A 13,568-nucleotide genomic window follows, 5' to 3' on the forward strand; every position below is an offset into this window, starting at 1 on the left:
TGGTGCTCACTTGGCCTCTCCCCTGGACAGGGGAGAGGGATACCGCAGCTTGGCAGCTTGCTGCCTAGCGAAGGTTGGGTGAGGGGTTGAGCGGTCCGCAGGACCGCGCGGCGCAAGCGCGCCGCTCACCCCTCTCCCAGCTCCGACTAAGGCCCGCTGAAGACGCGGGCCCAAGTCTGCGCAACCCTCTCCCCTCGAGGGGAGAGGGAGACATGGTGCGACCGCGCCCATCACTTGCGCGCCCACGGGCGGCCGCTCGCCGTCTCTTCGGCGATCATCTGCGCTTGCTGTTCGCGCAAATGCCACGGCATCTCCTCGAACACGCCATCGAACAGCGTATCGAGCGGCTGGTGCAGCCCGTGGCCGAGGATGCCGTTGGCCTCGGCTTCCTTCTGTGCCGCTCGCACCATTTCGGCGATCTCCTTGTCCTGCGCGATATGGCGGTCCTCGTCCCATTCATCGATCGCGATGAGATGATCCTTCAGCCGGGTGACCGGGTCGCCGAGCGGCCAGGCGCTCGCCTCGCCGGCCGAGCGATATTGGCCCGGATCGTCCGAGGTCGAATGGCCTTCGACGCGGTAGGTAAAATGTTCGATCAGCGTCGGCCCCTGATTGGTGCGTGCGCGCTCCGCCGCCCATGCGGTCGCCGCATAGACCGCGAGCGCGTCGTTGCCATCGACCCGCAGCCCGGCGATGCCATAGCCGATCGCGCGCGCCGCAAACGTGGTCGCCTCCGCGCCAGCGAACCCCGAGAAGCTCGAAATCGCCCATTGGTTGTTGACGACGTTGAAGATCACCGGCGCGCGGTAGACGCTGGCGAAGGTGCAGGCCGAGTGGAAATCCCCCTCTGCGGTCGATCCCTCGCCGCACCACGCCGCCGCGATACGCGTGTCGCCCTTGGCCGCGCTCGCCATCGCCCAGCCCACCGCTTGCGGATATTGCGTGGTGAGGTTGCCCGAGATCGAGAAGAAGCTGGCGTCGCGCACCGAATACATGATCGGGAGCTGCTTGCCCTGTAGCCGGTCGCCCTTGTTCGAATAGATCTGGTTCATCATGTCGACCAGACTCCAGCCCCGCGCGACCAGCAGGCCCTGCTGGCGGTACGACGGGAAGCACATGTCGTCACGATCGAGCGCAAAGGCGGCGGACACCGCGACCGCCTCCTCGCCGGTACACTTCATATAGAAGCTGGTCTTGCCCTGCCGCTGCGCGCGGAACATGCGCTCATCGAACGCGCGCACCGTCACCATGCTGCGCAGCATGTCGCGCAGCGTATCGGGCGAAAGGCGCGGATTCCACGGACCGACCGCTTGCCCGTCCGTGTCGAGAACGCGCACGAGATCATAGGCGAGATCGGTGAACGCATGGGCGGGTTCGGCGGTGTCGGGGCGGCGCGCCTGCCCGGCGGGGGGCAGCACAACCTCCGTGAAATCCACCGTATCGCCGGGCCGGAAGCGCGGTTCCGGCACGTACAGCGACAGGGGAGGCAGATTGGCGCCGGGGCGGTCGCTTGGCATCACTTCTCCGCAGTTCGGATCGGCACGTCCGTCAGAACGCCCGAAATCATCTTATGCGCCGTTGTTATTAAATTTCAACGGTCTTGGCTAGACCCTCGGCTTCTCCCCTCCCTTCCAGGCAGGGGAGAAGGGCCATTGACTCAGGTGTGCTAAACAGAACAAAATAGGAACACTTAGCAGTGAGTCGAATCGTGTCGTCAGCCACCATAGCAGAATTGCGTGAAAGCCTGCGGGCGATCCAGGGCGATGGCCTCAAGCGCCGCCCGGTGCTGCCGTTCGGCGTTGCCGCGCTCGACGGGCGAATCGCGAGCGGCGGGCTGCGGCTCGATTCGCTCCACGAAATCGCTGCCGCCAGCCCCGATCCCAGCGATGACGCCGCCGCGACCCTGTTCATGGCGGGTGCCGCCGCGCGGGCGTGGGGGCCGGTGTTGTGGGTGGTGCGCCGCCGCGACCTGTTCGCGCCGGGGCTGTATCAGGCCGGCCTTGATCCCGATCGCGTGCTCTATGCCGAGGCGGCGGATGATGCCGAAGTACTGGCGCTGATGGAGGAGGGGCTGCGCCACCGTGGCCTCGGTGCGGTGATCGGCGAGGTCAAGCGCGCCGCCATGCCCAACACCCGCCGCCTGCAACTCGCCGCCGAGGGCGGCAAGACGATCGCGCTGTTGCTCAAGCGGCATGCGCGCGAAGGGGGGAACCCGCTCCACGTCCCCTCCGCCGCGATCACGCGTTGGCGGATCGGCAGCGCACCTTCGGAGCCGCTGCCGGTCGAGGGGGTCGGGCGCGCCTGCTGGCACGTCGCTTTGGTCCGCCAGCGCGGCGGCGAGCCTTTCGAAACCATCATGGAGGCATGCGATGAAACGGGTCGCCTCGCTCTACCTGCCCGACTGGCCGATCGAACGGCTGCGACGGATGGAGCGGACCGATATTCCTACGTCGAAGCTGCGTGACGTAGTCGCGAGACGAAATAGCGAAGCTATTTCGCACAGCGACAAGCCCGGCCGGCGGCGCGAAGCGCCGTCAGACGACTCGGGCTTTGCCCGAGGCGCGGCCACGCTCGCCGAAGCCGCCGCCGCCGAGCAAGCCGTCGCCTGTTCGGTGCCACGCGGCGGCGGCTGGCGCCCCGGCGCGAAATGGGCGCGCGAGGAGACCTCCGCGCGCATGAGCGGGCATGTCGATGGAAAGGCGAACGTCGCCGCGCAGATCGCAGCACTCCCCGCCCACCAGCGCCCGCCGCTACGCGAGCTCGGCCGCCGCAGCGAAGCCGCAGCAGCGCCGTTCCGCGCCATGCCACCCGACGAGGCGACCGGCGGCCAGCCGTTCCGTCCACCCGGCGCGCTGCCGAAATCACTCGGCCCAAGCCAATCCGTTCTCCCGCGAAAGCGGGAGTCCAGTGTCACACGCGATGCCGCCCGCGACTCTGGCCCTCCGCCTGCGCGGGGGAACGGTGCGCCGCAGCCGCTCGTCACCAGCCTCAAGCACGGCAGCCGCGTCGTCATCGCCGCCGCCTGCCCGGCGGCGCGTGCCTTGGGTCTCATGCCCGGCATGGCGATCACCCAGGCGCGCGCGCTGGTGCCGGGTCTCGACATCCGCGATGCCGATCCGGCCGGCGACGCCGCCGATCTGCTGCGCCTCGCCACGACGGCGGCACGACGCTGGACGCCGATCGCCGCAGTGTCGGGCGCGGACGGATTGTTGCTCGATATCACCGGCACCGCGCATCTGTTCGGCGGCGAGGCGACAATGGCACGTCGTATCGTGAGGCTGCTCGCGCGGCTGGGCTACACCGCCCGAGTCGCGGTGGCCGATACGCCGGGGGCGGCATGGGCGACGGTTTTTCGGTTATCCCTTCCGGGCAACACCCCGAAGCCCTCGCCCCGCTCCCCCTCGCAGCCCTCCGCCTAGATCCCGCCACTATCGACGCACTCGTCCATCTCGGTGTCGAGACCATCGGCCAGCTCGCCGCGATGCCACGCGCGCCGCTTGCGCGCCGTTTCGGCGATGCGCTCCTCACCCGGCTCGATCAGGCGCATGGCCGCGTCGCCGAGCCACTCGACCCCGTCATCCCGCCCGAGCCGATCGCGGTCGTACAGCGTTTCGCCGAACCGATCGCCACTGCCGAGGCGATCGCGCACTGGCTGGGCAAGCTCATGCAGCACCTCGTCACCGCGCTCGCGCAGGCCGGCAAGGGCGCGCGGATGATCGAACTGGTCGCCGACCGGATCGACGGCGTGCCCCAGCATCTCCGCATCGGCCTCGCCCGGCCGAGCCGTGATGCTGCACATATGCTGCGCCTCATCACCCGCCGCATCCAAGAGATTTCACCCGGCTACGGCATCGATGCGCTCGCCTTCCACGTTCGCCGCGCCGACCCGCTTGGTGCGCAGCCGTTCGAGGAACGGCTTGAAGACCGCACCACCGACATCGCCCCCTTGGTCGATGCGCTCGCCAACCGCATCGGCGACGCGCGGCTGTGGCGAATCCGGCCGGTCGAGAGCGACGTGCCCGAACGCTCGCTTGCATCCGGGCCGCCGCTCCTCGATGCCACACGCCCGGCCACGCGGCTCAAGCCCGACGATGTCCGCCAACTCGATCGCGGGGTCGATCTCCACCCCTGGCACCCGCGCTGGCCGCGCCCGGCGCGGCTGCTGCGCCGGCCCGAGTTGCTCGACCATGTCATCGCCGAACTGCCCGATCAGCCACCGCGCCGCTTCACCTGGCGCGGGGAGACGCACCGCATCGTCCGCGCCGACGGGCCGGAGCGCATCCTCGGCGAATGGTGGCAACGCGCCGCAGAGGCGCAATCGGTACGCGACTATTTCCGCGTCGAGGACGAAGCCGGCCACCGCTTCTGGCTGTTCCGCCGTGGCGACGGCGAACGCCCCGAAACCGGCGACCTCGCCTGGTTCATCCACGGCGCGTTCGGGTGAGGCGCGTTCGGGTGAGGTGGGGCGCATGACCTACTCCGAACTCCAGGTCACGACGCATTATTCGTTCCTGCGCGGCGCGTCCTCGCCGCAGCAACTGTTCGAAGCCGCCGCTCTGGCGGGCATGCCCGCGCTCGGCATCGTCGATCGTAACTCGGTCGGTGGCATCGTGCGCGGGCTGGTCGCTGCCGAGGAGATCACCGCGCAAGGAACGCCGATCCGCCTCGTGCCCGGATGCCGGCTCGATCTGGTCGACGGCGCATCTTTGCTGGTCTGGCCCGAAGATCGCGCGGCGTGGGGCCGGCTCACGCGCCTGCTGACACTCGGCAAGGGGCGCGCCAATGCGCAGAAGGGCGAGAAAGGGCGATGCTTCCTGCATTGGGAAGATGTGGCGGCGCATGCGCAAGGGCTGGTCGCCGCGCTCGTTCCCGGTCTCGCTGACACCGGGGATATGCACCAACTGCGCTGGATGGCGGATATCTTCGATCGCAAGCGCGGCCATGTGTGCCTGACCCAGCATCGCCGCCCCGGCGAGGCCCGTCGACTGCACGCCCTCGCCGACAGCGCGCGTCGCTTCGGGCTTTCGCCGATCGTCACCGGCGACGTGCTCTACGACGTGCCAGAGCGCCGCATGTTGCAGGACGTCGTCACCGCGATCCGCGAGACATGCACGATCGACGAACTCGGCTTCCGCCGCGAGCGCAGCGCAGACCGGCACCTCAAAAGCCCTGAGGAGATGGCGCGCCGCTTCCGCCACCACCGCCATGCGCTCGCCGCCGTCGAGGCGGTTGTCGAGCGCTGCACCTTCTCCCCGCGCGATCTCGATTACCAATATCCCGATGAGATCGTGCTCAGCGGACGCTCGCCGCAGGCCGCGCTCGAACATCTCGCCCGCACGGCACTCGCGCGGAAATTCGATGGAAATCCGCCACGCGCCTATACCGAATTGCTCGAACACGAACTCGGGCTGGTTGGCGAGATGGGCTACGCGCCCTATTTTCTGACCGTCAATTCGATCATGGCCTATGCCCGCGCCCAGCGCATTTTGTGCCAGGGGCGCGGTTCGGCGGCCAATTCTGTGATCTGCTACGTGCTCGGCATCACCTCGATCGATCCGGTCGAGCGCAAGCTGCTGTTCGAACGCTTCATCAACAAGGATCGCCACGAGCCGCCCGATATCGATGTCGATTTCGAGCATGAGCAGCGCGAGCGCGTCATTCAGTGGATTTACGAGACCTATGGCGAGCAGCATGCCGCGCTGACCGCCGTGGTCAGCCGCTTCCGGTCGCGCGGCAGCATCCGCGAGGTCGGCAAGGCGCTGGGCCTGCCCGAAGACATGACGGCGGGACTGGCCAGCCAGATCTGGGGCTGGTCGAGCGAGGGCGTGCCCGACGCGCATGTCGAGGCGCTCAACCTCGACAAGACCGAGCCGCGTCTTGCGCTCGCGCTGGATCTCGCCACGCAGTTGATCGGCACGCCGCGCCATCTGTCGCAGCATCCCGGCGGCTTCGTGCTGACCCGCGACCGGCTCGATGATCTCGTGCCGATCGAACCCGCCGCGATGGCGGACCGGAAGGTCATCGAATGGGAGAAAGGCGATATCGAGGAACTCGGCTTCATGAAGGTCGATATTCTCGGTCTCGGCATGCTCGGCTGCATGCGGCGCTGCTTCGATCTGCTGCGCGAACACAAGGGCCTCGATCTCGATATGGCGTCGGGCGCGCTCCAGACCGACGATCCCGGCACCTATGCGATGATCCAGCGCGCCGATACGCTCGGCGTGTTCCAGATCGAGAGCCGCGCGCAGATGTCGATGCTGCCGCGCATGAAGCCCAAGGAATTCTACGACCTCGTCATCGAAGTCGCGATCGTGCGGCCGGGGCCGATCCAGGGCGACATGGTGCATCCCTATCTCAAGCGCCGCGAGGGCAAGGAGAGGGTCAGCTACCCCAATGCCGCGCTGAAGGCGGTGCTGGAAAAGACGCTCGGCGTGCCGTTGTTCCAGGAACAGGCGATGCAGGTCGCGATCGTCGGTGCTGGTTTCACCGCCGCCGAGGCCGATCAGCTCCGTCGCGCGATGGCGACCTTCAAGATGACCGGCGGAGTCGGCAAGTTCACCGAAAAGCTCGTCAGCGGCATGCTCGCGAACGGCATCACCCAGGCGTTCGCCGAACGGCTCGTCAAGCAGATCGAGGGGTTCGGCAGCTATGGCTTCCCCGAAAGCCACGCGGCGAGCTTCGCCAAGATCGCTTATGCCTCGTGCTGGATGAAGCATCACCACCCGGATGTGTTCTGCGCCGCGCTGCTCAACGCGCAGCCGATGGGATTCTACGCGCCCGCGCAGATCGTCCGCGATGCACGCGCGCATGGCGTCGATGTGCTGCCGCCGTGCGTCAACGCGAGCGACTGGGATAGTGTGTTGGTGGAGCCTTCCGAAGCGGCTTCCCCGGCGCAGGCGAGACCTCTGCAACCGTCGCTGCGAGCACTCAGTCCTGTCGCGTTTTCCCGCGAACGCGGGAATCCAGAGCCAAGCAAAACAACGACTTGCGGCTCTATGGACTCTGCACCCTCGCGTTCGCGAGAGAACCGGAAAGATAGCGAGAATGCGGGGAAGGACCAAGCCAGTGTGATGCGCCATCCCCTCCGCCTCGGGCTGCGCATCGTCGCCGGCCTGTCCGGCGCGGAGGCCGGCAAGCTGCTGATGGCGCGCGCCGCCGCGCGCTTCACCTCGGTCGAGGATCTGTGGCGCCGCACCGGCATCTCGACGCTCGCGCTGGAGAAACTCGCGCGCGCCGATGCGTTCCACGCGCTCGGGCTCGACCGGCGGCAGGCGTTATGGGCGGTGCGCGGGCTCGGCGCCAAACCCTTGCCGCTGTTCGCCGCCGCCGATGCGCGCGTCTCCGGCATCGAGCCGCCGGTCGCGCTGGTGCCGCTCACCGCCGGCCGCGAGGTGGTCGAGGATTACCGCGCGACGCAACTCTCGCTGCGCGCGCATCCGCTCACCTTCCTGCGCGGCGAACTGACCCGGCGCGGGCTTCGGACCTGCGGCGATCTCCAGCACATCAAGGACGGCGCGCGCGTCGAGGTGGCGGGGATCATCCTCGTGCGCCAGCGGCCGGGCAGCGCGAAAGGCGTGCTGTTCATCACCATCGAGGACGAGACCGGCATCGCCAACGGCATCCTCTGGCCCGATCGGTTCGAGGCGCAGCGCCGCACCGTGATGACCGCGACGATGGTGTCGATCGTCGGCCGCGTCCAGAAGGAAGGGCTGGTGATCCACGTCATCGCCGACCGCATCGTCGATCTGACGCCGCTGCTCGGCCAGGTCGGCGAGATCGACCTGCCCCGCCTCACCATGCCCGGCGACGGCGCCACCCACGGCGGCACGATCGACCCGCGCGACCCGGAGTGGCGGCCGGGCCGCATCGACTGGCACTACCGCGAGCGGGCGGCGGTGATCCCGGTGAAGAGCCATGACTTTCATTGAGGGGGGCGGAGCCGGTCTGTGCCCTACAACGCGGCGTCGGTGACCGCCCCCACGAGCTGACATTCCCTGCCCGGTTAGGCCGCCAGGAGTAGGGTACCAGAGGAGTACCGCCCAGCGGGAGTTGGTATTGGCTCTTAACGCGCTACGGTGGCCCGCATGACTATAGACGTGATAGACGAGCGCGCGCGGGGAGCGATCCTTCGCCTGACACTAGCCGAGCGGGAATGCCTAAAGCGTTGTCTGAACCATCAGACCGCTAAGCAAATGGCCATCGATCTTGGGATCTCTGTTCACGCTGTGGAGAAGCGGCTGAAGATGGCCCGTGCCAAGCTCGGCCTATCCTCATCTATTGAAGCTGCAAAGCTGGTGGAGGCGTTAGAGCGGTCTGGTCGGTTGGGACCCGGCCCGTCGGACCTTCCGCTGGGCGACATCAAACATGATGAAGGCGGCTCCGTTGCCGCCCCGCGCAATGAGACCGTGTGGATCACGCGGCGGCACCTACTCTATGTGGTCTCAGGAGCGATGTTAATGATCATTCTTATCGCAGCAGCCTTGGTGATGGGGGGGCAGTCACCTGCTGTCATCAAGGGCCAGGCAATTTCGTCAGCACGGGTCCCGTCAGCACAGTCAGCCGCATCCAATTCCGTGCCGACTGCCGGCACCGAAGCTGCCTTGCGGCGCCTTGTCGCAGGTCTGGCGAGCGGCTCACCCGACTTTGACAAGCTTTCTCCGCCGTTTGCGGAAATCGTTCGCCGGGATTTGCCCATGACCCATCCCATGTTCAAATCCATGGGCGAGCTTAAGTCGGTCATTTTCCGTGGGCGTAGCTCGATGGGTGACGACGTTTACGATCTGGTGTTCGCTAACGGCGAAGTAGTGATGTCGGCCTCGCTTGATGCCCAAGGCAGAAATGCCGGCGGCATTCTTGCGCCACCGGGGGCCAAGATTCCAGGTCTCTGACTACGGAGACCAACTGCCGAATTGGCAGGGGAATGACTGATTCCCACCAGTTTTCCCCGTTACCGCTGGCAATCGGCGTCGGGTCAAAGCGGCCCGTCGGCAGTCGCCCAAAAACGGACCTCGTGGTCGAAGTCGTTTCCTCAACGACAGCCATTCGTTTCACGGGGGGGCGTCTCCAGTGATGCACACCGGTAGGCTGGAGCCGACCGAATTCACCTATCTGTCATGAAGACGTTAGCACACGTCTGCATAGATCGCTTGGGAAATTCGCTGATCGAACGGTGGCGCAGGTGAGTGATATGGACGAAACCACCGGTTGGAGTATCACGGGGGAGCGTGGCTCACTTCAGCAGGCGATTATCTTGCCTCTAGGTCTGGGCTTGGCAATTTTTCTGTTCAGTTCGGTGCCATTTTTGTTCGCCAAGGGTCATGCGCTTCACGACATTTTCCTAGGCGAACCGATCATCATCGCGTCGATCGCGACCACGCTCGGGATGCTATTCTTCTTCACACTTAGAGGCGTGCGATCCCGCCTCATTGGTGGCCGATCGCCCAAGATGTTTTTCTTTTTGATGTTCGGAGGGTATTATCTAATCGGACTTTTTCTCTTCTTTGGCTATTCCCTTGATAATCACCAGTTGGCCGTCGATCTTGATGCTCATGGCATGATGGCACAGGCACGCTTGGTTCGGACCTTCGTCGAGGAATGTGGTAAAAACGGCTGCTCAACCGGAATTGAATATGAATTCACCCCTCGCGGCAGCAATCATCTGGCGAGGGGCACGGCCAACGAAGGAGATCCAAATCGTTATCCCAACCCTGAATATAGTTATGCCGTTTCTACGGGCACCGTACCAATTCTGTATGACCCCGAAAATCCGAGCCGATCCATGGTTTATTGGAATGGCAATATTCATCGTCAGGCATCGTGGAGATCGGTGATGTTTTCCGTGACCCTTCTCTCTGGGTTTCTGTTGATACCAATGATTGGGATGGGTATCCCACTTTGGCTCATTATGGGCGCTCTCACCAAATACTATGCGACTGCTCAAGCGACGGGATCGACCCCAAGTTAGCGAAGGCAGTATCCTCAAACAGTGCATCTGCCGTAAAGCCCGCCCCATAAAGTGGCAGCCGTCGCCATAAGCGCCAGAAAGCCTGTCCGTCCGCTTCCCAACACCTTTCGCCCTTCGAGCAACACGATCGAACCTGTCCTACAGCCGCCGCTTCCGGCATCCTCCCCGCCACGCTCTTTGACAGTGTTAGCCCCAACCGTAACCGGTCCGCCCTCGCATCTCACACAAGGCATGTCCGTAAGGCACATCCAAAAGTGACACACCCCGCACCGTGTCTCCGGTGGATAACCTTAGCAACGTTCCGCCGCTACGACGCCACCTTCAGGATCAGCAGCCCCGCCAGTAGCAGTCCCGCGCCGATCAGCCGCCCCGGCGTCGCCGCTTCGCCGAGCAGGGCGATGCCGAGCACGAACGATCCGAGCGCGCCGATGCCGGTCCAGATCATATAGGCGCTGCCCAGCGGCAGGCTGCGCATCGCATAGCCGAGCAGGCTGAAGCTCGCGATCATCGCGACCAAGGTCACCACCGATGGCCCAAGCCGCGTGAACCCGGCCGATTGCTTCATGAAATACGCCCAGACGATTTCGAGCAGTCCGGCGATGGTGAGTGCGATCCAGGGCATGCGGCCCTCCTGTGTCGAAGGCCGGGCCGTCCCGGACAGATACCCCATGTTGGGGCGAGGGCGTGGCCTCGCCCCGAATCCTTACGCGGCGCCGGTCATGCTGGCAATCATTGCGCCTTGCCGTAGCGCGCGATCAGCGCGCGCACCACGCCGTTGGTCCAGCCGAAGCCGTCCTGCAGCGGATATTCGCCGCCGCCGCCGGGGCGGGCCTGCTCGACATCGTATTTTTCGAGCATCCGCCCGCTCGCGCGATATTCGTGCAGCACGGTGGCGAGGAAGCGCTGCGCGAGTTCGCGTGCGGCGGTCTCATGGCCGGTGCGGTTCAGCCCCTCGATCGCGATCCATTGGAGCGGCGGCCAGCCGTTGGGCGTGTCCCATTGCTCGCCGGTGCGCGCGAGCGTGGTGCGCAAGCCGCCCGGCGCGACCAGCGACTCGCCGATCGTCGCCGCGACGAGATCGGCGCGGTCCGACGCGGCGAGGCCGGTGAACAGCGGGAAGGCGGTCGCGGCGGTGAGGCCACGGCGCAGCGTCTTCTTCGCGATGTCCCAATCGCCGTAGCGGCCGCCCTTGTCGTCCCACAGCCAGGTCTCGACCGCCTTTTTGCGCGCGGCCGCCAGCGCATCGTATCGCGTCGCGCAGGCCGCATCGGCGGCGGCGCGGCATTGCTCGGCGATCGCGCCTTCCATGCCATAGAGCAGGCTGTTGAGATCGACCGGCACGACGTTAGTGGTGTCGATCGTCGCCAGCGTCTTGCCATCGGCGAACCAGCGCGAGCTGAAATCCCAGCCGCTCTCCGCCGCCGCGCGGATGTCGCGGTACAGCGGCCCGGCCTCGCGCTTGGTCCGCGCCTGAAGCGCGACGTCCTCGCGCCACGATTCCTCGCGCGGGCGGTCGGCATGGCTGTAATAGCGGTTGAGCACGCTGCCGTCGGGCATCGTCACGACGCGCTCGGGCTGCATCCAGAAATCATGCTCGCGCCGGAGCGCCACCAGCCGCCGCGCCTCCAGCGCCGGATCGTTCGCGTCGGACAGCGCCAGCATCAGGTACAGCATCGGCGGCTGCGACCGCTCGACATAATAGGTGCGCGTGCCATTCGGGATGTGCCCGTAGCGCTCGACCAGCGACACGAAATCGTCGAGCATCGATTCGACCAGATCACCATGCCCGTCCGCCTTGAGGCCGAGCATGGTGAAATAGCTGTCCCAATAATACATTTCGCGGAAGCGCCCACCGGGCACGACATAGCGTTCGGGCAGCGCCAGCGCCGATCCGCCCGACGTTTCCGCAAGCGGCGGGCGAGTCAGGTGCGGCCAGAGCGCGGCGATGTGATCCTGCACCGGCGGGCGGGCCGGATTGGCGGCGGGGATGGGCGGCGCCATCGGCACCGCGAAGTTGCGCTGGACGAAGGCGTGGAGCTGGTCGGGCGACTCGGGATGAGTCGCGCACCAGTCGGCTAGGATCGCGGTGCGCGCGCGCAGCGGTGTCGCATCGGCGAAGCTCTTGCTGTCGGGGAACAGCCGCGCTTGCTGCACTTCGGTGAAGATCGGGCCGTAAAGATCGAGCGGCGTCGGCACCGCGCCCGCGATCGGCGTGGCAGGCGGGATGCACGACGCGACCTCGGCCACGGCTTCGGCCGGCGGCGCGACATGGTGGCGTGGGCGGCGCGCCTTGCGGTGCTTCGCCGACCTGGACTTGACTGTCTTGTGCGTGGCCGCCCGCTGCGGCGCGGCGGCATCCGCAACGGAGCCGCCCACCAGCGCCAGCAGCGCCGCCGCCCAGATCGCCTTCATTGCTCGCAAACCTGCCCCCTACTTCAGCCGCCGACGGTCTGCTCTATCACGCCGAAGATCGGGTGGTGTTTGTCATCTTCCGCCCAGATGCGGATCGTGTCGCCGCGCTTGAGGAACGGCGTGGTCGCGGCGCCGCCCCGAATCGTCTCGACGCTGCGCTGTTCGGCGATGCAGGCATAGCCGACCCCGCCCTCGGCGATCGGCTTGCCGGGGCCGCCCTCGGCATCGCGGTTGGAGACGGTGCCCGAGCCGATGATCGTCCCCGCCACTAGCGCGCGCGTCCTGGCGGCGTGCGCGATCAGCGTGCCGAAATCGAAGGTCATGTCCTCGCCCGCATCGACCCGGCCGAGCGGCGCGCCGTTCAAATCGATGTTGAGCTTGCGGTGCAGCTTGCCATCCCGCCACCAATCACCCAGCGAATCGGGGGTGACGAACACCGGCGACAATGCGCTTGCCGGCTTGGACTGGAAGAAGCCGAACCCCTTGGCGAGCTCGCCGGGGATCAGCGCGCGCAACGACACGTCGTTGGCGAGCCCGACCAGCCGGATGCTCGCGAGCGCTTCGTCGCGGCTCGCGCCGGCGGGCACGTCGCCCGTCACCACCACCACCTCGCCCTCGAGATCGCAATCCCAGCTTTCGTCGGCGAGCGGGATCGGATCACGCGCGCCGAGGAAACCGTCCGATCCGCCTTGATACAGCAACGGATCGTGCCAGAAACTGTCGGGCAGTTCGGCCCCGCGCGCCTGCCGCACGAGTGCGACATGGTTCACATAGGCCGAACCGTCGGCCCATTGATAGGCGCGGGGCAGGGGGGCGGCGGCGGCATGTTCGTGGAAGCGCCGCATCGGGATCATCTCATGGTCGAGATCGGTGGCGAGGTTCTGGAGATCGGGCAGCAGTCGCTCCCAATCGTCGAGCGCGGCTTGCAGCGTCGGCACGATGTGGCCGGCATCGGCGCACCAGGCGAGATCGTTGGAGACGACGACGAGGCTGCCGTCGCGGCCCCCTTTCAGGCTGGCCAGTTTCATGCGCGCTCTCCTGTCTGTTCTCGGGTGGTGAGCATAGCTTTTCGGGCGAGGGTGTCGAGCCGGCTTGGAGCATGTCGTTTCTCAAACCGTTCGTGGCGGGCGGAGAGGGGGGGCCAGCGCGGGGGGCGCCGCATAGGGCGGGACCCAAGCGTTGGGGGCGTAAG

10 protein-coding genes are annotated in these 13,568 nt (G+C 66.4%); 6 read left to right on the forward strand and 4 right to left on the reverse strand.

The features are described from left to right. Positions 1–230: 230 nt before the first annotated feature. Positions 231–1,517, reverse strand: coding sequence for a 3-methyl-2-oxobutanoate dehydrogenase (2-methylpropanoyl-transferring) subunit alpha (locus tag EWE75_RS04465; RefSeq protein WP_130155497.1), 1,287 nt, complete (start codon positions 1,515–1,517; stop codon positions 231–233). A 191-nt stretch (positions 1,518–1,708) separates the two neighbouring features. Between EWE75_RS04465 and EWE75_RS04470 the strand changes: the two genes are divergently transcribed. From EWE75_RS04470 to EWE75_RS04490, 6 genes are all read left to right on the forward strand, one after another. Further along, positions 1,709–2,464, forward strand: coding sequence for an ImuA family protein (locus tag EWE75_RS04470; protein WP_427915766.1), 756 nt, complete (start codon positions 1,709–1,711; stop codon positions 2,462–2,464). After that, a complete protein-coding gene (locus tag EWE75_RS26135) occupies positions 2,370–3,419 on the forward strand; it encodes a Y-family DNA polymerase (RefSeq protein ID WP_345789366.1) in 1,050 nt (349 codons plus the stop codon). Before EWE75_RS04470 ends, EWE75_RS26135 begins: the two co-directional genes overlap by 95 nt. After that, entirely contained in the window at positions 3,338–4,444 is a 1,107-nt protein-coding gene (locus tag EWE75_RS26140; RefSeq protein ID WP_345789367.1) for a DUF6504 family protein, read from the forward strand. Before EWE75_RS26135 ends, EWE75_RS26140 begins: the two co-directional genes overlap by 82 nt. 25 nt (positions 4,445–4,469) lie before the next feature. Beyond that, positions 4,470–7,928, forward strand: coding sequence for an error-prone DNA polymerase (locus tag EWE75_RS04480; protein WP_130155498.1), 3,459 nt, complete (start codon positions 4,470–4,472; stop codon positions 7,926–7,928). Positions 7,929–8,192: 264 nt separating this feature from the next. Continuing rightward, on the forward strand, positions 8,193–8,888 hold the full coding sequence (locus EWE75_RS04485) for a hypothetical protein (protein WP_130155499.1): 696 nt from the start codon (positions 8,193–8,195) through the stop codon (positions 8,886–8,888). Positions 8,889–9,187: 299 nt separating this feature from the next. Beyond that, the gene (locus EWE75_RS04490; protein WP_130155500.1) at positions 9,188–9,964 is read left to right on the forward strand and encodes a DUF3592 domain-containing protein; all 777 of its coding nucleotides are present in this window, start codon (positions 9,188–9,190) and stop codon (positions 9,962–9,964) included. 307 nt (positions 9,965–10,271) lie between these two features. Here EWE75_RS04490 and EWE75_RS04495 read toward each other — a convergent pair whose 3' ends face one another. The 3 genes from EWE75_RS04495 to EWE75_RS04505 form a co-directional block, all read right to left on the reverse strand. Beyond that, positions 10,272–10,586, reverse strand: a complete 315-nt coding sequence (locus EWE75_RS04495; RefSeq protein ID WP_130155501.1) for an SMR family transporter — start codon at positions 10,584–10,586, stop codon at positions 10,272–10,274. A gap of 107 nt (positions 10,587–10,693) precedes the next feature. Continuing rightward, complete coding sequence (gene treF, locus EWE75_RS04500) at positions 10,694–12,376, reverse strand: alpha,alpha-trehalase TreF (protein WP_130155502.1); 1,683 nt, start codon at positions 12,374–12,376, stop codon at positions 10,694–10,696. A 23-nt stretch (positions 12,377–12,399) separates the two neighbouring features. Further along, positions 12,400–13,404 carry a fumarylacetoacetate hydrolase family protein gene (locus tag EWE75_RS04505; RefSeq protein ID WP_130155503.1) on the reverse strand — a complete coding sequence of 335 codons (1,005 nt, stop codon included), beginning with the start codon at positions 13,402–13,404 and terminating at the stop codon, positions 12,400–12,402. Positions 13,405–13,568: the final 164 nt, after the last annotated feature.

This window comes from Sphingomonas populi (genome assembly GCF_004208535.1).
Lineage (GTDB): Bacteria > Pseudomonadota > Alphaproteobacteria > Sphingomonadales > Sphingomonadaceae > Sphingomonas > Sphingomonas populi.

What these genes read in the sequence shown, in the direction of transcription:
- EWE75_RS04465 (WP_130155497.1), bottom strand. Translation starts at nt 1,517, where the DNA reads ATGCCAAGCGACCGCCCCGGCGCCAATCTGCCTCCCCTGTCGCTGTAC.
- EWE75_RS26135 (WP_345789366.1), top strand. Translation starts at nt 2,370, where the DNA reads ATGAAACGGGTCGCCTCGCTCTACCTGCCCGACTGGCCGATCGAACGG.
- EWE75_RS26140 (WP_345789367.1), top strand. Translation starts at nt 3,338, where the DNA reads ATGGGCGACGGTTTTTCGGTTATCCCTTCCGGGCAACACCCCGAAGCC.
- EWE75_RS04480 (WP_130155498.1), top strand. Translation starts at nt 4,470, where the DNA reads ATGACCTACTCCGAACTCCAGGTCACGACGCATTATTCGTTCCTGCGC.
- EWE75_RS04485 (WP_130155499.1), top strand. Translation starts at nt 8,193, where the DNA reads ATGGCCATCGATCTTGGGATCTCTGTTCACGCTGTGGAGAAGCGGCTG.
- EWE75_RS04490 (WP_130155500.1), top strand. Translation starts at nt 9,188, where the DNA reads ATGGACGAAACCACCGGTTGGAGTATCACGGGGGAGCGTGGCTCACTT.
- EWE75_RS04495 (WP_130155501.1), bottom strand. Translation starts at nt 10,586, where the DNA reads ATGCCCTGGATCGCACTCACCATCGCCGGACTGCTCGAAATCGTCTGG.
- treF (WP_130155502.1), bottom strand. Translation starts at nt 12,376, where the DNA reads ATGAAGGCGATCTGGGCGGCGGCGCTGCTGGCGCTGGTGGGCGGCTCC.
- EWE75_RS04505 (WP_130155503.1), bottom strand. Translation starts at nt 13,404, where the DNA reads ATGAAACTGGCCAGCCTGAAAGGGGGCCGCGACGGCAGCCTCGTCGTC.